Genomic DNA, 16,350 nt, shown 5'->3' with positions numbered 1-16,350 from the left:
CTACCAGCGGATCAACACCCGTTAACCGGTGGGGCTCGTGACGGTACGAGAGACTTCCCGGATCAGATCGAGCGGTTCCTCGGTCCAGTGGGAGGCGAGGACGAGCTCCCGGGCCGGGTCGACCCACAGCAGGTGTCGTCCGCCGTTGCCCCGGGCACTGCGGCCGGTCGACGGGGCTCCGGGCCACGGCACCTGCTCATCGTTGAGCCACCACAGGTAGCCGTACTCCCGTTTCACAGGGCACGGGGCCCAGGACTGGTCAACCCATTCGGCGCTGAGCAGCCGGGTCCCCGCATGGGTCCCGCGGTCCAGGAAGAGCTGCCCGATCAGGGCCAGGTCCCGGGCCGGGACGATCAGTCCCCCACCCCAGTGCGCGCCGCCGGAGACCACCTCGACCCGGCGACCGTCGAGATCGACGACGCTCGTCCGGTACCCGTGCCACGACCACCGGTCCGAGGCGCCCACCGGGTCCATGACCCGCTCCCGCAGCACCTCCGGCAGCGCCCTGCGCAACAGCAGCGTCAGCGCGTACGCGAGCAGGTTCATCCGTACGTCGTTGTACGCCCACCCCTGGCCCGGGGGTGTGCCGTGCACCTCGGTCCGCTCGCGGAAGCTCTGCGCGTCGACGCTCGTCGGCTTACCCCACAGCTCGCCCTCCCACTGGCTCGACTGTTGCAGCAGATGACGCCAGGTGATCTGCTCGTTGTGCGGTCCCCGGAACTCGGCAACGTCGACGACCTGGTGCACCGGTTGGTCCGGCACCAGCAGCCCGTCGTCGAAGGCCAGGCCGGCCACCACCGACACGACCGACTTGGTGACGCTGAACGCCATCTCCGGGACGTCCGGGTCGCCCCAGGCCGCGATTTCCCGACCACCGACCCGGACGACACCACTGGCCCCACTGGCGGCACGCAGCGGGCCGACGACCTCACGGTGGCTCGCGTCGGCGACCTGTGCGGCCAGGTAGGTCTCGATGTCGGCGGCGTCTCTGGTCCACCGGGTACCGAACTCCTGGAGGGTCCGCTCCAGCCGCTGCTGATCCACCGCCACATCACCCATGCCCAGCAGTGTCCAACACCCCCGCCGCCGGCCGGGCGAGCCGTGACCAGCCACATAGGATCGGGCGACCTCGTACGCCGGAGATGAGGAGCGTCCCCGTGACCCTGCTGGAACGTCTGCACCTGGCCGGTATGCGCGAGGTCGTCGCTGTGCGGCCGGTGACCGGCGGGCTCGCGGCTCTCGCGGGCATCGCCACCCGCCGGGATGCCCCGCCGGTGTTCGTCAAGGCGTTCGCCGACCCGCCGGCCGACGACGTCTTCGTCGCCGAGGCCGAAGGGCTGGCCGCACTGCGCGACCTGGGCGGCGTGGCGACACCCGAGGTGATCCTGGCGGATCGGGACGTACTGGTGTTGTCGGTGTTGCGCGAGAGGCCGCGCAGCGAGGCCTTCTGGGAGCAGTTCGCACACCTGCTCGCCCGCCTGCACCTGAGCACGACCCATCCCCGTTTCGGCTGGCACCACGACAACTGGCTGGGCCGTCGCCGTCAGGTCAACACGTGGAACGACGACGGCTTCGCCTTCTTCGCCGAGCACCGGCTGCTGCGTTGGCTCGACGAGCCCCGCGTCGAGGCCGCGCTCGACGCGGAGGACCGGTCGGCGCTGGAACGGCTCTGCGACCGGCTGCCCGACCTGCTGCCGGAGCGTCCGGCGTGCCTGACGCACGGCGACCTGTGGGCACAGAACGTCCTGGCCACCACGGACGGAGAGCCGGCGCTGATCGACCCGGCCGTGTCGTACCTGTGGGCCGAGGTCGACCTCGCGCACGTGTGGTCCACCTCGCCTCCGCCCGAGGCACGACGGATGTTCGACGTCTACGCGGAGCTGACCTCGCTCGACGCCGACTGGGAGGCCCGGATGCCGGTCATCCAGCTGCGACAACACCTCGCCGTGCTGGCTCAGTTCGACGACGACTGGGGCGCGGCCGACCAGATCCGCGACGTCCTTGCCCCGTTCCGGACGCGATCCTGATCGAAGGGCCCGGCGGCCGACCACGGAGACCGGCCCGGCCGATCTCGCCCGGCCGCCGAGACCCGCCAGCGGAGCGGGGCCGGGCCCTCGATTACGGTGACCCCCTGGGATGGGGGTGGATCATGGCACCGGAGATGTCGCCACGAAGGGCCAGGGCCGTGCTCGTCACGCTCTCCCTGGCCGCGTTCGCGTTCATCACGACCGAACTGCTGCCCGTCGGTCTGCTGACCCGCATCGCGCCCGATCTGGACCGGTCCCGCTCACAGGTGGGCCTGCTGGTCAGTGGGTACGCAATCGTGGTGGTGCTGGCGTCCGTGCCGCTGACCCGACTGACCCAGCGGGTCCCCCGGCGGCACCTGCTCGGCGTCACGATGCTCCTGTTCGCCGCCGCGAACGCCGCCGCCGCGCTCGCGCCGACGTACGCCGTACTGGCCGGCACCCGCCTGGTGACCGCCCTCGCCCAGGCGCTGTTCTGGTCCGTCGCCACGGCGACCGTGATCGGGCCGTTCCCGGTCGCGGTACGCGGTCGGGCGGTGGCGCTGTTCGCGACCGGGGCGACGCTCGCCCCGGTGCTCGGCGTACCCCTCGGCACCTGGCTCGGGCAGCAGGCCGGCTGGCGGGCGGCGTTCGCGGTGCTGGCCGGGATCGGGGTGGTGATCGCCGCCGCGGTGCTGCTCCTTCTGCCCTCCTATCCCCCGGCCGCCGGCGGCGCTGCCCGGGGAAGCGCACCGGACGGCCGGCGCTTTGCCGTCCTGCTGACCGCCACCGCCCTCGGCATCGGCGGCTTCATGACCCTGCAGACCTACGTGACACCGTTCCTGCTCGACGTCAGCGGCTTCGCCGACGCGGTGCTGGCGCCGTTGCTGTTCGTCTCCGGCGCGGCCGGCGTCGTCGGCACCCTGGTCGCGGCCCGGACTCTGGACACCCGACCGATCGCTTCGCTGCTGACGCCGCTGGGCATCGGTACGGCCTCGCTGCTCGGACTGCACGCGCTCGGCGCGCTCAAGCCGGGCGTGGTCGCGCTTCTCGCCGGGATCGGCCTCGCGTACGCGGCGTTCGGCTCCGCCGTGCAGAACCGGATGCTGCACCTGGCCCCGGGCAGCACCGACATCGCGTCGGCCGGGGTCAGCGTCGCCTTCAACGCCGGCATCGCCGGCGGATCACTGCTCGGCGGTGCCCTCCTGCCCGCCTCGGGGGCACGCCCGCTGGCGCTCGCCGGCGGACTGCTGACGCTGGCCGCGCTCACGCTGCTCGCCGTGGACGCCCGCCGCAACCGCACCGCACCCGCCAGCCGTGTCTCCGACCTCCACGGAGAGAACACCTAGTGCGCTGGCCGACCTGCGGTGGTCCCCGGCATCGCCCGGCGACGTTGTCGCGCGGGTGATCGGCCGGACAGCAGGTATCCGGTCCCCGCGGCGGCCAGGCCGGCCAGACCGGCCGCCGCGAAACCGGCCGCCGGCACGGAGAGGTCGATCGCGGCACCGATGAGCGGGGATCCGAGCGCGAAACCGGCGCTCTGCGCCGACGATTGCAGACCCGTCACCTCGCCGCGCGCGCCGGGCGGCGCCAGGCGGCTCACCGCGTCGGCCACCGAGCCAAGGGTCGGCGCGGTGAGGAGGCCGCTTCCCACGACGGCCACGCACAGCCAGGGCCAGTCGTGAGCCAGTCCGGCGGGAATCGTCACGAGCCCGAGCAGGGCGAGCAGCAGCCAGGTGGGCAGCGGCCGGGTCAGCGCGCCGTAGACCAGCCCGCCGATGACCGACGACACGCCGAACACCACGACGACCACGGCGGCCCAGGACACCTGACCCGCCTCTCGCAGCGTGGCGACGATGGCGAGATCGACGCCGCTGAGCAGCGTCGTCGTCCCGCACGCCATCGTCAGCGCGGCGATCATCCTCGCGCTCAGCCACTGCCGTCGTGGGGGTCGTTCCGCGGTGGCGGCCTCCGCCTCGTCCCGAGCGTGCATCGGTGGGTTGAGCACGGCGATTCCGACGCCGCCGGCCAGGATCGCGGCGCCGACCCCCCAGGCCACCGCGTCGGGGGACACCGTCGCCGCGCCCAGGATCACCACCGCCGGCCCCACGATGTACGACAGCTCGCCCTGCACGGCTTCCAGCGCGAACGCGGCCCGGCGCTGCTCCGACGTCGTCATCGCGGCGATCGCCTGCCTGCTCACCGCCTGGGCCGGCACCATCAGCAGGCCCGCCACGAAGCTGGCGACCAGCAGGAACCCGTACGGCAGGACCGGCACGCCCAGCCAGAACACGACCTGCGCGCCGGCGGTCACCAGCAGGACGGGACGCAGGCCCCGCAAATCGATCATGCGGCCGAGCAGTGGCCCACCCAGTGCCACTCCGGCGGTCAGCGCCGCCGCGACCCCGCCCGCCGCCGCGTAGCTCAGCTCCAGGCCGAGGACGACGAAGAGGGTAAGCGCCATGACGTCGGCGGTTATCGCGGTGCGGGCGAGCAGTGAGACGCCCAGCAGCGGTGCCATCCCTGGCACGGCGAGCACCTGCCGGTAACTGGTCACCCGTCTGACGCTAGCCCCGCCCGCACGCCATAAGAAGACGTCAACTTGTTGAGGCTGCCATAATGAATCCTTATGGCAAGGGATCTGGAGACCGCCCTGCTGCGGTCGTTTGTCGCCGCCGTACGGGAAGGCAGCATCAGCCGTGCCGCGACCGCGCTCGGGCAGACCCAGCCCGGTCTCAGCCAACAGCTGCGCAAGCTCGAAACCGTCGTCGGTCGACCGCTGCTGCACCGGTCGTCGTCCGGTGTCTCGCCGACCCGGGCAGGCGAAGAGATCCTGCCGTACGCCGAACGCATCCTCGCGCTCTCCGCACAGGCACTCGCCGAGACCGGCCGGGCGCTCACCGGCCACTGTGGCGTCGGGTTGCTCGAAGACCTCGCCGCGTCGCACCTTCCGCAGGCCCTCGCCGACCTCGCCCGGCTGCATCCCGGCGCGACGCTGGAGGTGCTCAGCTGCTCCAACGCCGCCATGCGGGAGGCGTACGACGCGGGACGCGTCCAACTCGTGCTCGACGCGGTACCCGACATTCCCGGACCGCCCCGCTGGACGGTGCGCGCCCCGCTGGTCTGGGCGACCGGGCAGGGTGTGGACGTGGCCGCCGACCCGCTGCCGGTGGTGCTCTTCTCCAACCCGTGCTCCTGGCGTACGTCGGTGCTGGACGCCCTGGAGCGTGCCGATCGGCGTTGGCGGGTGGCCTTCGAGAGCAACAGCCTGGTCGGGGTGCTCGCCGCGGTACGGGCCGGGCTCGGCGTGGCGGCGCTCATGCCCGCGAACCTCGAACCGGCCATGATCTGCCGGGACACCGATGCCCTGCCCGTCCTGCCGGACGTCGAGTTCGGTCTCGCCCGGCACCCCCGCACCGACGGTGATCCGCTGATCGACGCCGTGGAGACCGTGCTCCGTCGCCTCGTCTGAGCACGCGCCTGGGCGGTCACCCACCCGCCCCGCTGACGACCGCCATCATGATCAGGGTGCGTCGCCGACGCTGACTCGTCAGCGCGAAACAGGCGGTGAGCACCACCAGCTCCAGCTCGGCCCACTCACCGGTGACGTCGACGCGGATCGGCCCGCCGCGTCGACCGGGGAGGCGTACCGCGAGGCGGTGCCCGTCGCGTACCAGTTCACCGCCGCAGCGACCGGGCGCCCAGTGGGCCACCCCGCCGGGCCCTGGCACGTGCGACCGGCGCGGGTCGAGCCGCACCGGCACGCCGTGCTCGCCCTGGGCGGTGAACCCGATGCGTCGGCGGTCGGTCGGTGCGACAGTCCAGCGGCCGGTGCCGGTGCGGATCTCGCCGCACCGCCAGGTCCAGCCGGTACGCAGCGAAGCGCGCGCCCCGGAGTCGAGGACGAAGGCCCCGTCCTGTTTGCGTACGGTCAGCGTGGTCATCGGCTCGCCCTTTCCGGGCGCGACCGGGGCAGGCCGAGGATGAGGATGACGCCGACGCTCAGGTGCAGCAGCGCGAGGGTCGCCTTCGCTCCCCCGCCGACGCCACTCGGCGGCCCGAGCACGAGTGACAGCAGCAGGACGGCGACCGCGATCGAGGTCCACCAGACGCGGGAGCGGTTAATGCGGCGTTCCAGCACCGCGAGCAGCGCCCAGCCGGCCAGCGCCGCGACGGCGGTGGCCACGATGACCGCTGCCACCGTGATCTGTCGGGTCGAGTTCGCCGACCTGACCGCCAGGTCGACGCCGGCCGCCGAGCGCAGGAGCGCGAACTCGACCACCGCCACCACGATCGCGCCGACCGTCACCGCGGCCCGTCCCAGGAGAAGGTTGTTCGTCATGGCCTGAGTCTGTGGACCGGGCCGGGCCGGACGCGTCGGTCCAGACGCCGCGGCGGGTACGTCCGCTGGCGGCCCGGCGTACTACCAAAGGAGGTGGTCCGGCCGGCCGCGAGCCCAGTAGCGTGCGCCATGTGGATGCCGCGACGTGCGAGGTCAGGCCGCCGTGGACGTGGCGTTCCGTCCCGGTGGTCGTGACGACCGTGGCGATCGGCGTCCTCGTCGCGACCATGCTGTGGTCCGCCACCCGCTCCAGCTCCGCCGGCCTGGTCGGCCTCGACGTCGCGCTGGCGGTGGCCTCCCTGGCCCTCGTCCCGGTGGTCCTCCGCCGCCCGCAGATCGGTGGTGTGCTGGCCGGCCTGCTCGTCGCGCTGTCTCCGGTGGCCACGCCGGTAGCCAGCTTCGCGGTGCTGTTCATCTCCCGCAACCGGCCGTTTCGGCAAGCTGCGGCGGTGGCGGCGGTCGGCGTGGCGGGCGAGGCGGTGCAGGCGCTCTGGCGGCCGGTGCCCAGCCTGCCCTACGGGTGGCGGCTGGTGCTGATGACTATCGCCTACGCGGCCCTGCTCGGCTGGGGCACCTGGGCGCAGGCCCGCAACGCCCTGCTGGCGGCGCTGCGGGACCGGGCCCGACGGGCCGAGCGGGAGCAGGAACGACGGGTCGACGAGGCGCGGGCGGCGGAGCGCAACCGGATCGCGCGGGAGATGCACGACGTGCTGGCCCACCGGCTGTCCCTGCTGGCGGCGGCTGCCGGCGCGATGGAGTACCGGCCGGACGCGCCGCCGGAGCGGCTCAGCGCCGCCGCCGGGGTGATCCGGGCCAGCGCACACCACGCTCTCGACGAGCTGCGCGAGGTCATCACCCTGCTGCGCAGCGACGACCCCGAGTCGCCGACCGACGCGCCACCCGGGCAGACCCTCGCCGACCTGCCGCGCCTGGTCGACGAGGCACGGGCCGCCGGGCAACAGATCGAGGTCGACGAGCCGTTCGGCCCGCCGGTAGAGATCCCCCCGACGGTTGGCCGCACCGCGTACCGGATCGCGCAGGAGGCACTCACGAACGCCCGCAAACACGCCGCCGGTCAGCCGGTCCGGCTGGTGCTCGGCGGCGCGCCCGGCTCCGGGCTGAGCATCGCGGTGAGCAACCCGACCACGCCCGACAGCGGTGCCGCCGGTAGCGCCGGTACCGGCCTGATCGGCCTCGCCGAACGGGCTGCGCTCGCCGGCGGTCGGGTCGCCCACCACGTCGACGCCGGAGGTCGGTTCCACCTCACCGCGTGGTTGCCGTGGCCGAGGTGACGGCTCCGATCCGGGTCGTCATCGTCGACGACGATCCTCTCGTACGGGGAATGCTCACGCTGATGCTCGACGGCGCCAACGGGATCGTCGTGGTGGGCGAGGCCGCCGACGGCGCCACGGCGATCACGGCGGTGGATCGGCACCTGCCCGACGTGGTGCTGATGGACATCAGGATGCCCGGCGTCAACGGCATCACCGCCACCGAACGCCTGCGCCGCCGCCACCGGCCACCCGAGATCATCGTGCTCACCACGTTCGACACCGACGAGCACGTGCTGCGGGCGCTCCGAGCGGGCGCGAGCGGCTTCCTGCTCAAGGACACCCCGCCCGAGCAGATCAGCCAGGCCGTCCGCGCGGTGGCGGCCGGCAACCCGATGCTGTCGCCGGGCGTGACGCGCCGCCTCATGCAGCGGGTCGCGTCGGGGGCCGAGTCCTACGAGCAGGCGCACGACCGGTTGGCCCTGCTCACGCCCCGGGAACGCGACGTCGTGCTGGCCATCGCGCAGGGGCGCTCCAACGCCGAGATCGCCAGCGAGCTGCTGATGAGCGTGACGACAGTGAAGGCGCACGTCTCGCACATCCTGACCAAGCTGGACCTCGACAACCGCACCCAGATCGCCCTGCTCGCCCACGACGGTCGGCTCCTCTGACGGGGAGCCGGGGTCAGGCCAGCACCGCTGGCAGCACGAGCAGGGCGAAACGGATCACCCGTCCGGAGAGGCAGGCGACGGCGAACTCCCAGCGTCGAAGACCCGCGGTGCCGGCGGCGAGGCTGACGACGGCCAGCGGTGGAACTCCGACCGCGGCGGAGGCCAGCACGGTCGGCAGGGCCGTGCGGCGGCGGGAGAGCCAGCGTCGGATCGGCTCGGTCCACCGCGCGGCCCGAGTCGCCGCGCGACCTGACTTCGCCCGCTTCGCGATCTTCAGGGCCAGCCGCCCCGACCCACGACGCGCCGACTCGAACAGCAGCAGCTTGCCGGCGGTCTGCCCGAGCGCCAGGGCGAGCACGGCGACGAGAGCGTGGCCGCCGCGCTGCCCGGCGACCACGGCGTAGGCCTCGGCGTTGACGATCGGGACGAGCGCCGACGCGACACCGTAGCCGAGCGCCACCACGGCCTCGACGAGGCTGCTCATGCGCGGCCGTCCCGTTCGAGCAGCCGGACCACCGCGGCGACCGACCACAGCTTGACCGCCACGACGGCGACGGCGACGGCCAGCGCGAGCAGGTACTGCCCGAACGCGATGGCGCCGATGACGCCGGCGGTGTTGGCGACCTTGGCCAGCGGCGACCAGTTCCACGCCCACACCCGCCGGTCGACCAGGTGGAAGTAGTTGGGGCTGAGCACCGGCCAGCACAGGAACGCCAGCGACAGCATGGTGTCCAGCACCAGGAACGAGAGCAGGAAGACCACTGCCACGACCGCGACGTCCGGCACGAGGGACACCAGGCCGACGCAGAGTACGGCGGTGCACGCCCGGTCGCTCACGATGTCGAAGACGGCCCCCGCCCGGGTCTCCTGGCCGAGTCGGCGGGCAGCCCAGCCGTCGAGGACGTCACCAAGCCAGTAGATACCGTACGATACCGCCATCAATGCCACCGACCCGGAGACGAGGGCCACGATCCCGACGGTGACAGCGGCGACCGTGCGAACGGCGGTGATGTAGTTGGGAACCGTACGAAGCGGGCCGACGGTGACGGCGGCGCGGGAGTCGACGAGAGTCACCTCCGCAGAGTCGTCCGGCGAGCGTTCCCGCGGAACGTGCCGCGGTGCCGTTCTGGTTCCGAGGGCGGTACCGGGGTGCCGGCCGATCCGGTACCCGGGTACTGGCCGGTCTTGCGGCCCGTCACGGAGACTGTGCTGGTGCTGACTGGAATCCGCGAACGGCTGCGCGACCCCGGGCGGGTGCGCCGGCTCGCGTACGCTGCGGCGGCTCTGATCATCGCGGCCGTGGTCACCACCGTCGAGGACGGTGTGTCCGTGCCGGCGGGCTGGGCGTGGCTGGTGCTGCCGGTCGGCCTCGGGGCCACGGCGCTGCGCCCCCGCTACCGCACCCTGGTCTTCGCGGTCTGCGCGGGTGTCGTGGCGGTCGTGAGCACCGGAGAGTCGGTGCAGCTGGGCCTCGCGGCAGCCGGCCTGGTGTTCGTCTCGGTCTGCGAGGACCCGGCTCGACACCCGTGGCTGGGGTGGGTGGTTGGCCTGATCGGCGCGGCCGGCGCCCTCATCATCGCGCTGCTCAACGAGCGAGGGGTGTACGAGCAGCCGCTCTTCTTCGTGACGGCCGGCTACCTCCTGGCGGTCCTGTTCCGATCATGGTCGCGTGGCTTCGCCCTGACCCGGGAGACAGGCGAGCTACGCGAGGAGGCGGCCTGGCGCGAGCAGCGCACCAACCTGGCCCGCGAGCTGCATGACGTGGTCGGCCACCACGTCACCGCGATGGTGGTGCAGGCCGAGGCGGGCCAGCTCAGTGACGATCCGGGGGCGGCGCTGCGGGCGATCGCGGGTAGTGGCCGCACCGCACTGAGCGAGCTCGACACGCTCGTCGTGCACCTGCGCGATCCCACCGCGTCGATAGCGGTGAGCGCGCCGCCGCGCCTGTCCGACATCGACGAGCTGCTCGCCCAGCCGTTACGTCAACAGGGCGTGACGGTGCGGGTCGAGCTGGATTCCGACCCTGGCCTCGACGAGATCGGTGTGTTGACCGCCTACCGCATCGCCCAGGAGGCCCTCACCAACATCTCCCGGCACGCGAGAGCCACGGCGGCCTGGGTCGAGCTGACCCGGATCGGCGACCATGTTCGCCTGCGGATCAGCGACGACGGCATCGGCCCACCCCGCGCAGCCACGAAAGGCTCGGGTCTGCTCGGCATCGGGGAACGTGTCTCCGCGCGCGGCGGGAGCTGGGAGCTGAGCCAGCGCCCCGGCGGAGGCACAGTGGTGCAGGCCAATCTTCCGGTGGTGAACCCGTGATCCGCGTCGCGGTCGCCGATGACCAGGAACTGGTCCGGGACGGCTTCAGCCTGATCCTGCGATCGCAAGCCGACATCCAGGTGGCGGCGGAGGCGGCCGACGGGCGGCAGTTGCTCGACGCGGTGCGGCGCGACTCCCGCATCGACGTAGCCCTCGTCGACATCCGCATGCCGATACTCGACGGCCTGCAAGCCACCCGCGAGCTGGCCAGAATCCCACACTCGCCGGCCGTCATCGTCGTCACCACCTTCGACGACGACGCCTACGTCCTGGACGCCATCGCCGCCGGCGCACGCGGATTCCTGCTCAAGAGGTCCAGCGCGCGCGACCTCATCGCCGCGGTGCGCACCGTCGCGGCCGGCGAGGCGGTCCTCTCCGCCGAGGTCACCGGCGCCGTACTCGACCGGGTCCGCGCCACCGGGCCGGCCACCCAGGTGGAGTTGGCGGCCTACCAGCTGACCGCTCGGGAGACCGACGTGCTCGCCCTGATCGGCGCCGGGCTCAACAACAACGAGATCGCCGAACGCCTCTACCTGTCGATGAGCACCGTGAAGACCCACGTGACAAACGTGCTGGCCAAGACCGGCAGCCGTGATCGTGTAGGAGCCGCCATCCTGGCGATCCAGGCCGGCCTCACACCGTGACTCAGGAGCCGGCGAGTGCCAGCCGGCTTCCCGGGCTGGCCTGCCAACCTCCGAAGAGCGTCCGCGCCACGAATGCGATGAAGAGGGCCGACGCGATGGTCAACACCACGGCCACCGGGGTGACGTGCTCGGCCTGCCACTCGACATCACCAGCGGTGATGGTCGCCTGATCGATGCCGACGATGTCGATCCCCGGCAGCAGCGAAGCCGGGTACCACAACGGCGCGTAGGAATATGGCAGGCCGGCACCACCGTCGAGCGTCCAGTAACCGGCCCCGTCGTAGATCAACGCACTGTCGAGGACGACCGCCACGTCGCAGGCGACCAGGGCCGCGACGCACAGCAGCACGGTGGCGCTCCTGACGCGCCCTGACCTCGCCAGCCTGCTCGACAGGAATGCGCCCGCGCCGAGCAGCGCCGCCCACACGATGCCGGTGAGCGCCCCGATCGGCAGGTACTCGACACGCAGGCCGTGCGCGAACAGCACAAGGAGGAGCACCGTCAGGATCCACAGCGAACCGATCCGCACGGTCACCGACCAGACCGAACCCATATGGCGAACCTACCGTGAACCGGCTCGGCTCATGGCCCCACAAACCCTGCCCGGCCACACCGCGGCCAGCCGTCGGGATCAGCCTTGGCGGCGTTACCCGAAGCGGTCACCGGCTGAGGGTCGTAGGGTTCCGGTATGGCACAACGACTCGTGAGCGTATGGCAACCGTTCTTCCTTGCTAGCGAGAGTCAGGGCGCGGCCATCGACGCCGCGACGGAGTTGGAGGGCCTCGGCTACTCCCGAATCTGGTTCTCCGGTGGTTTCGGCGAGAACGTCGCCCCCCGCTTCCGGGAGATCCTGGACGGGACCACGCGCATCGGGGTCGCGACCGGGATCCTCAGCATCTGGCACTCGTCGCCACCCGAGGCGGCGGCGTTCGCCCAGGACGCGGAGCAGGCGCACCCCGGCCGGTTCCTGCTCGGTCTGGGCGCCAGCCACGCGGTGGTGGTGGAAAGTGTCGGCACCGACTATCGCAAGCCGTACTCACGGATGGTCGATTACCTCGACGGCCTCGACGCGGCCGGGCTTACGCCCGAGCGGCGCATCCTTGCGGCACTGGGCCCCCGGATGCTCGAACTCTCCCGCGACCGCTCGACCGGGGCGCACCCGTACTTCGTCCCTGCCGAGCACACGGCCGAAGCCCGGGCGGCGATCGGGCCCGACCGGCTGCTCGCCCCCGAGGTCGCCGTCGTCCTCGACGCGGACGCCACCACCGCGCGCGCCACCGCCCGCCAGTACACGAGCGGGTATCTCGCGCTGCCGAACTACACCAACAACCTGCGGCGGTTCGGCTGGACCGACGAGGACTTCGCCGACGGCGGCAGTGACCGCCTCGTCGACGCCCTGATCCCGTGGGGCACCGTCGAAGAGGTGGTGGCCGGGTTGGAGAAGCACTACCAGGCCGGCGCCGACGAGGTGGCGATCCAGGTGCTCAACGGAGGCGACGACAAGGCATTCCCCGTCGACGCGTTCCGCGCCCTCGGCGCGGCCCTGATCTGACCTCCGAAAGCCCGGCGGCACGATCGGGGCATGCCTGTGGTGGAAGCGCCGCGACACCACTCAGGCTCACCCGACGAGGTCGAGGCCGGTCAGGTCGGCCGACAGCGCCCAGAGGCGAGCTGCTTCGCCGCTGTCGGTAGGGCTGCCATCGGTGGTGCGACAGTCCACGCAGTAGTCGCCGCCCTTCGCGTCGAGATGGGGTGACGTGGCGGCCCACACCTGGGTCGCCGCGCCCTGCTCGACCGTCTTGAACAGGCCGGGCGCGGGAGTCCCCTCCGCGTCCATCCAGCCGGCGGCGACCATTTCCTCGACCGCGAGGTGTCGTTGCAGAGGGGTGAGGATCCAGCCGGGGTTCACGGAGAAGGCGCGGACGCCGTGCGTCGCGCCGAGCATGGCGAGGTGGCGGGCGAACAGGATGTTCGCGAGCTTGGACTGGGTGTACGCCTCCCACTTGTCGTAGCCGCGTGCGAACTGCACGTCGTCCCACCGGATCCGCCACGCCGGGTCGCGCCCGGAGGCCACCGAGACGACACGAGCCGCCCCGGCCGTGGTGAGTGCGGGCCACAGGAGGTTCACCAGCGCGTAGTGGCCGAGGTGGTTGATCGCGAAATGCGCCTCCCAGCCAGGCCCCACCCGCGTCTCGGGACAGGCCATGACTCCGGCACCCGCGATCAGGATGTCCAGAGCGGGGTGGTCACGCAGGAACCGTTCGGCGAACGCGTGGACGGAAGCGAGGTCAGCCAGATCGAGCTGGTCGACCTCCACCCCGGCCACGTCGGCGAGTGCCCGCCGCGCCGCGTCGGGCCGGCGAGCGGGGACGACGACCCGAGCCCCGGCCTGGGTGAACGCGCGGGTCGTGGCGAGACCGAGGCCGGAGTAGCCGCCCGTGACGAGGGCGGTCCTGCCGGTGAGGTGGATTCCGGTGAGGACATCAGCAGTAGTGCTGTGGGCACCGAACATGGTGGAGGTCATGCCGCGGACGCTAGGTGCTAGACCGAGGTCTAGGTCAATGGCTACGGTCGAGGCCATGGCGGACGGCGGCCTCAGCATCGGGCAGGTGGCTCAGCGCACCGGGTTGACCGTGCACACTCTGCGGCTATACGAGCGTGCGGGCCTGTTGGCCAGCGACGTGCGCCGCGACGGGTCCGGCAGGCGCGTCTACAGCGCCTGGGACGTCGAGTGGCTGACGAATTGTGTGAAGTTCCGGGCCTCCGGGATGCCGCTCACGACGATCGGCCGCCTGGCCCAACTCGTCCGCGAGGGCAGCGGCAACGAGACCGAACGGCTCGAGCTGCTCCGCGAACACCAACGCCATGTCACCGAGCAGCTCACCCAACTGCAGGACTGCCTCGACCTCATCGACGCCAAGGTGGCCGGCTACGAACGACACCTCACTGCGGGCGCCTCAGGTGATCCGTGGCACGAGCAGCCCCATCCCGCGACGGGAGGATGAATGCGTGATCGGTGACCGGTGGGGCGTGACCAGGAACGAGACGACGCGGTCCTATCCCTGCGACGACTTCGTCCTCTCACCCGCTCTCCAGGCATGGCGGGGAGTGTCGGTGTCCTACGTCCTGGTGCCCTGGGAGCGGAACACCACGCGCCTACTCCTCAAGGTCGTCATGCAGACGCCCCGCTGGGCCGCACCCGGGCTCTCCGTCGGCGACCTGATCATGGCGCGGCGGCAGTTACTGAACCTGAAGCAACTCGCCGAGCGCAGCCGGCACCGGTGAACGCCAGCCCTCCAAGAGCAGCGAACGTCCGCGACCGGGTGTGGTTCAGGGGGCGGGATGCCGCCGTGTGCCTGCGGGCGGACGGTCAAGCGATCGTTCTGCGACAACGCCTGCCGCGCCTGACCGGATCAGGCCACCGGTCGGGCTCCAGGTTGCGGTGTGTGGTTGATGGGGTAAGACCCTGAATGTCGGGCACATGGGTAGGCTGCACCGGCGGTGGCTCCTTCCAGGCAGTGGTAACCACCCGCACCGACCGGTGACACGTTCCCGTATCCGCAGACGAGAGGCGAACCCCCACCATGACCGCGGTACCAGGCCAACGGTCTACTGCCGCTGCGCGTCCGGCCGCTGCCGAGCAAGCAGCGGAGGAGGACCTGCGGGCGCTGTTCGGGCAGTCCATCGCCGTCTTCGCCTCGCTGGCCGGGCCGGAGCACCTGCTGGAGACAGCGAACCCGGCGTTCCTCGCCACCATCGGCGAGGAGCGGGCCCGGGTCGGGGTCGCGCTCGCCGAACTGATGCCAGAACTGGCCGGTCAGGGATTCATCGCGCTCCTGGACCAGGTCCTCCGCACGGGCGAGCCCTACACCGGCCGTGACGTCCGGGTGGTGCTGGGCGGCGGCCCGCAGGCGCGGGAGGCGTTCTTCGACTTCACCTACGAGCCGCGCCGGGGCGCCGACGGCAACGTGACCGGCATCCGTGTGCTGGGCGTGGAGACCACGCAGGTCAAGCACGCCCAACGGCTGATGGCCGAACACCGCGCCCTGCTGGAACAGATCGCCCGCCAGGCGCCCCTGACCGAGGTGCTCGACGGGATGGCGCGCTGCATCGAGAACCTCGCACCGCAGGAGGTGCTCGTCTCCGTGCTGCTCGCCGATCCCGACGCCCGGCACCTGCGCCACGGCGCCGCGCCGAGCCTGCCGGACTTCTACAACCAGGCCATCGACGGCATCGCGACCGGCGAAGGTGTCGGTTCGTGCGGCACCGCCGCACACCGGCGGGAACCGGTGATCGTCACCGACATCGCCACCGACCCGTTCTGGGACGACTTCCGGGGGTTGGCCGACCAGGCCGGGTTGGCGGCCTGCTGGTCCACGCCGATCCTGGCCCGCGACGGCGGCCTGTTGGGCACCTTCGCGATGTATCACCGCACCCCGCGCGTCCCGCAGGACACCGACCTCGCCCTCACCCGGCTCTTCGCCGGCACCGCAGCCCTGGCCATCGAACGCCACCACATCGAGCAGGCGAAACTCGCCGCCGAGGCGCGCGCCAAGTCCGCCAGTGACGAGCTGGCCAAGGTGCTGCGCGTGGAGCGGGAACTGCGCGCCGAGGCTGAGCAGCGCGCCGCCGTCGCGGCGGAACTCGCCACCCAGATGCGCGCCGCCGCAGCCGCGCAGGCCGCCGCGCCGCACCCCGAGCACTGCCAGCTCGGCGGCGCCGCCGGTTGCACGGCACCGGCCGAGGTCAAGGTCGCCGATTCGTGGGGTGACGCGGCGTGGGGCTGCCCCGCCCACGTCGAGGAGGCCATCCTCAACGTGCGGTCGGTGTTCATCGCCAGCGAGGAACTCGGCGGCCTGGCCGCCTATCTCAACCGCTGATCAATCGCGGAGCCGTGGCAGTCCGCCTGGTACCGGTGGTGGAGGACCACACCTCCCGCAACGCCGAGATCACCTGGTCCTACAACTATCTGGGGACGCAGCTCTCCGGCGCGATCTGCGCCCGCCCCGGCGGCGGGGATCTGTATGTGCCCATGCTCGTGACGAAGGTAAGTTGGCAGCCGCGCACCTGCTGATCCTCCCCCGCGGGTGTCTCGGCGAC

Annotated in this window: 20 protein-coding genes; 12 read left to right on the top strand and 8 right to left on the bottom strand. The window is 71.9% G+C overall.

Annotation, left to right across the window (positions count from 1 at the left end):
* Positions 1-21: 21 nt before the first annotated feature.
* The gene (locus tag ACGF3C_RS11275) at positions 22-1,059 is read right to left on the bottom strand and encodes a serine hydrolase domain-containing protein (protein ID WP_393221040.1); all 1,038 of its coding nucleotides are present in this window, start codon (positions 1,057-1,059) and stop codon (positions 22-24) included.
* 98 nt (positions 1,060-1,157) lie between these two features.
* Here ACGF3C_RS11275 and ACGF3C_RS11270 point away from each other — a divergent pair, with 98 nt between their 5' ends.
* Entirely contained in the window at positions 1,158-2,027 is an 870-nt protein-coding gene (locus tag ACGF3C_RS11270) for a fructosamine kinase family protein (protein ID WP_393221037.1), read from the top strand.
* 122 nt (positions 2,028-2,149) lie between these two features.
* Entirely contained in the window at positions 2,150-3,352 is a 1,203-nt protein-coding gene (locus tag ACGF3C_RS11265) for an MFS transporter (RefSeq protein ID WP_357222060.1), read from the top strand.
* Here ACGF3C_RS11265 and ACGF3C_RS11260 read toward each other — a convergent pair.
* Positions 3,349-4,560, bottom strand: coding sequence for an MFS transporter (locus ACGF3C_RS11260; protein WP_393221034.1), 1,212 nt, complete (start codon positions 4,558-4,560; stop codon positions 3,349-3,351). The two genes, ACGF3C_RS11265 and ACGF3C_RS11260, sit on opposite strands and share 4 nt — an antisense overlap.
* 72 nt (positions 4,561-4,632) lie before the next feature.
* On the opposite strand from ACGF3C_RS11260, the gene ACGF3C_RS11255 reads away from it, so the two are divergent.
* Entirely contained in the window at positions 4,633-5,475 is an 843-nt protein-coding gene (locus ACGF3C_RS11255) for a LysR family transcriptional regulator (protein ID WP_355006962.1), read from the top strand.
* Between the two features lie 16 nt (positions 5,476-5,491).
* On the opposite strand, the gene ACGF3C_RS11250 is transcribed toward ACGF3C_RS11255, so the two are convergent.
* On the bottom strand, positions 5,492-5,947 hold the full coding sequence (locus ACGF3C_RS11250; protein ID WP_393221031.1) for a hypothetical protein: 456 nt from the start codon (positions 5,945-5,947) through the stop codon (positions 5,492-5,494).
* Positions 5,944-6,345 carry a DUF6069 family protein gene (locus tag ACGF3C_RS11245; protein WP_393221028.1) on the bottom strand — a complete coding sequence of 134 codons (402 nt, stop codon included), beginning with the start codon at positions 6,343-6,345 and terminating at the stop codon, positions 5,944-5,946. The genes ACGF3C_RS11250 and ACGF3C_RS11245 overlap by 4 nt, the downstream gene beginning before the upstream one ends.
* A gap of 191 nt (positions 6,346-6,536) precedes the next feature.
* On the opposite strand from ACGF3C_RS11245, the gene ACGF3C_RS11240 reads away from it, so the two are divergent.
* Together ACGF3C_RS11240 and ACGF3C_RS11235 are read left to right on the top strand one after the other, a co-directional pair.
* Complete coding sequence (locus tag ACGF3C_RS11240; RefSeq protein ID WP_393221025.1) at positions 6,537-7,637, top strand: sensor histidine kinase; 1,101 nt, start codon at positions 6,537-6,539, stop codon at positions 7,635-7,637.
* Positions 7,634-8,287: a response regulator gene (locus tag ACGF3C_RS11235; protein ID WP_393221022.1), complete on the top strand. Its 654-nt coding sequence runs from the start codon at positions 7,634-7,636 to the stop codon at positions 8,285-8,287. Before ACGF3C_RS11240 ends, ACGF3C_RS11235 begins: the two co-directional genes overlap by 4 nt.
* Positions 8,288-8,300: 13 nt before the next feature.
* Here ACGF3C_RS11235 and ACGF3C_RS11230 read toward each other — a convergent pair whose 3' ends face one another.
* Positions 8,301-8,771, bottom strand: a complete 471-nt coding sequence (locus tag ACGF3C_RS11230; protein ID WP_355006967.1) for a hypothetical protein — start codon at positions 8,769-8,771, stop codon at positions 8,301-8,303.
* Positions 8,768-9,361, bottom strand: a complete 594-nt coding sequence (locus tag ACGF3C_RS11225; protein ID WP_393221018.1) for a CDP-alcohol phosphatidyltransferase family protein — start codon at positions 9,359-9,361, stop codon at positions 8,768-8,770. The genes ACGF3C_RS11230 and ACGF3C_RS11225 overlap by 4 nt, the downstream gene beginning before the upstream one ends.
* A 138-nt stretch (positions 9,362-9,499) precedes the next feature.
* On the opposite strand from ACGF3C_RS11225, the gene ACGF3C_RS11220 reads away from it, so the two are divergent.
* Together ACGF3C_RS11220 and ACGF3C_RS11215 are read left to right on the top strand one after the other, a co-directional pair.
* A complete protein-coding gene (locus ACGF3C_RS11220) occupies positions 9,500-10,606 on the top strand; it encodes a sensor histidine kinase (protein WP_357222074.1) in 1,107 nt (368 codons plus the stop codon).
* Positions 10,603-11,250 carry a response regulator transcription factor gene (locus ACGF3C_RS11215; RefSeq protein WP_357222076.1) on the top strand — a complete coding sequence of 216 codons (648 nt, stop codon included), beginning with the start codon at positions 10,603-10,605 and terminating at the stop codon, positions 11,248-11,250. The genes ACGF3C_RS11220 and ACGF3C_RS11215 overlap by 4 nt, the downstream gene beginning before the upstream one ends.
* A gap of 1 nt (position 11,251) precedes the next feature.
* Here ACGF3C_RS11215 and ACGF3C_RS11210 read toward each other — a convergent pair whose 3' ends face one another.
* Positions 11,252-11,803, bottom strand: coding sequence for a hypothetical protein (locus tag ACGF3C_RS11210; RefSeq protein WP_393221015.1), 552 nt, complete (start codon positions 11,801-11,803; stop codon positions 11,252-11,254).
* 135 nt (positions 11,804-11,938) lie between these two features.
* On the opposite strand from ACGF3C_RS11210, the gene ACGF3C_RS11205 reads away from it, so the two are divergent.
* Positions 11,939-12,802 (top strand): TIGR03620 family F420-dependent LLM class oxidoreductase, encoded by an 864-nt coding sequence (locus tag ACGF3C_RS11205; protein WP_393221012.1) that lies wholly within the window; start codon positions 11,939-11,941, stop codon positions 12,800-12,802.
* 66 nt (positions 12,803-12,868) lie between these two features.
* On the opposite strand, the gene ACGF3C_RS11200 is transcribed toward ACGF3C_RS11205, so the two are convergent.
* Entirely contained in the window at positions 12,869-13,774 is a 906-nt protein-coding gene (locus ACGF3C_RS11200) for an SDR family NAD(P)-dependent oxidoreductase (protein WP_393221009.1), read from the bottom strand.
* 37 nt (positions 13,775-13,811) lie between these two features.
* On the opposite strand from ACGF3C_RS11200, the gene ACGF3C_RS11195 reads away from it, so the two are divergent.
* The 4 genes from ACGF3C_RS11195 (at position 13,812) to ACGF3C_RS11180 (ending at position 16,324) form a co-directional block, all read left to right on the top strand.
* Positions 13,812-14,255, top strand: coding sequence for a MerR family transcriptional regulator (locus ACGF3C_RS11195; RefSeq protein ID WP_355006974.1), 444 nt, complete (start codon positions 13,812-13,814; stop codon positions 14,253-14,255).
* 4 nt (positions 14,256-14,259) lie between these two features.
* The gene (locus ACGF3C_RS11190) at positions 14,260-14,535 is read left to right on the top strand and encodes a hypothetical protein (RefSeq protein WP_393221004.1); all 276 of its coding nucleotides are present in this window, start codon (positions 14,260-14,262) and stop codon (positions 14,533-14,535) included.
* Between the two features lie 299 nt (positions 14,536-14,834).
* Positions 14,835-16,130, top strand: coding sequence for a GAF domain-containing protein (locus ACGF3C_RS11185; RefSeq protein WP_357222088.1), 1,296 nt, complete (start codon positions 14,835-14,837; stop codon positions 16,128-16,130).
* Positions 16,131-16,144: 14 nt separating this feature from the next.
* Complete coding sequence (locus tag ACGF3C_RS11180; RefSeq protein WP_393221001.1) at positions 16,145-16,324, top strand: hypothetical protein; 180 nt, start codon at positions 16,145-16,147, stop codon at positions 16,322-16,324.
* The last annotated feature ends 26 nt before the right edge of the window (positions 16,325-16,350 follow it).

Origin of the sequence: Micromonospora sp. NPDC047762, assembly GCF_043204655.1 — a bacterium.
Lineage (GTDB): Bacteria > Actinomycetota > Actinomycetes > Mycobacteriales > Micromonosporaceae > Micromonospora.
Note: the sequence above shows the minus strand (reverse complement) of the source record. Positions and strands in the feature narration are given on the sequence as shown.

Excerpts from the sequence above, each read along its gene's own strand:
- ACGF3C_RS11275 (WP_393221040.1), bottom strand. The coding sequence starts at position 1,059 with ATGGGTGATGTGGCGGTGGATCAGCAGCGGCTGGAGCGGACCCTCCAG.
- ACGF3C_RS11265 (WP_357222060.1), top strand. The coding sequence starts at position 2,150 with ATGGCACCGGAGATGTCGCCACGAAGGGCCAGGGCCGTGCTCGTCACG.
- ACGF3C_RS11255 (WP_355006962.1), top strand. The coding sequence starts at position 4,633 with ATGGCAAGGGATCTGGAGACCGCCCTGCTGCGGTCGTTTGTCGCCGCC.
- ACGF3C_RS11250 (WP_393221031.1), bottom strand. The coding sequence starts at position 5,947 with ATGACCACGCTGACCGTACGCAAACAGGACGGGGCCTTCGTCCTCGAC.
- ACGF3C_RS11245 (WP_393221028.1), bottom strand. The coding sequence starts at position 6,345 with ATGACGAACAACCTTCTCCTGGGACGGGCCGCGGTGACGGTCGGCGCG.
- ACGF3C_RS11230 (WP_355006967.1), bottom strand. The coding sequence starts at position 8,771 with ATGAGCAGCCTCGTCGAGGCCGTGGTGGCGCTCGGCTACGGTGTCGCG.
- ACGF3C_RS11210 (WP_393221015.1), bottom strand. The coding sequence starts at position 11,803 with ATGGGTTCGGTCTGGTCGGTGACCGTGCGGATCGGTTCGCTGTGGATC.
- ACGF3C_RS11205 (WP_393221012.1), top strand. The coding sequence starts at position 11,939 with ATGGCACAACGACTCGTGAGCGTATGGCAACCGTTCTTCCTTGCTAGC.
- ACGF3C_RS11200 (WP_393221009.1), bottom strand. The coding sequence starts at position 13,774 with ATGACCTCCACCATGTTCGGTGCCCACAGCACTACTGCTGATGTCCTC.
- ACGF3C_RS11195 (WP_355006974.1), top strand. The coding sequence starts at position 13,812 with ATGGCTACGGTCGAGGCCATGGCGGACGGCGGCCTCAGCATCGGGCAG.
- ACGF3C_RS11185 (WP_357222088.1), top strand. The coding sequence starts at position 14,835 with ATGACCGCGGTACCAGGCCAACGGTCTACTGCCGCTGCGCGTCCGGCC.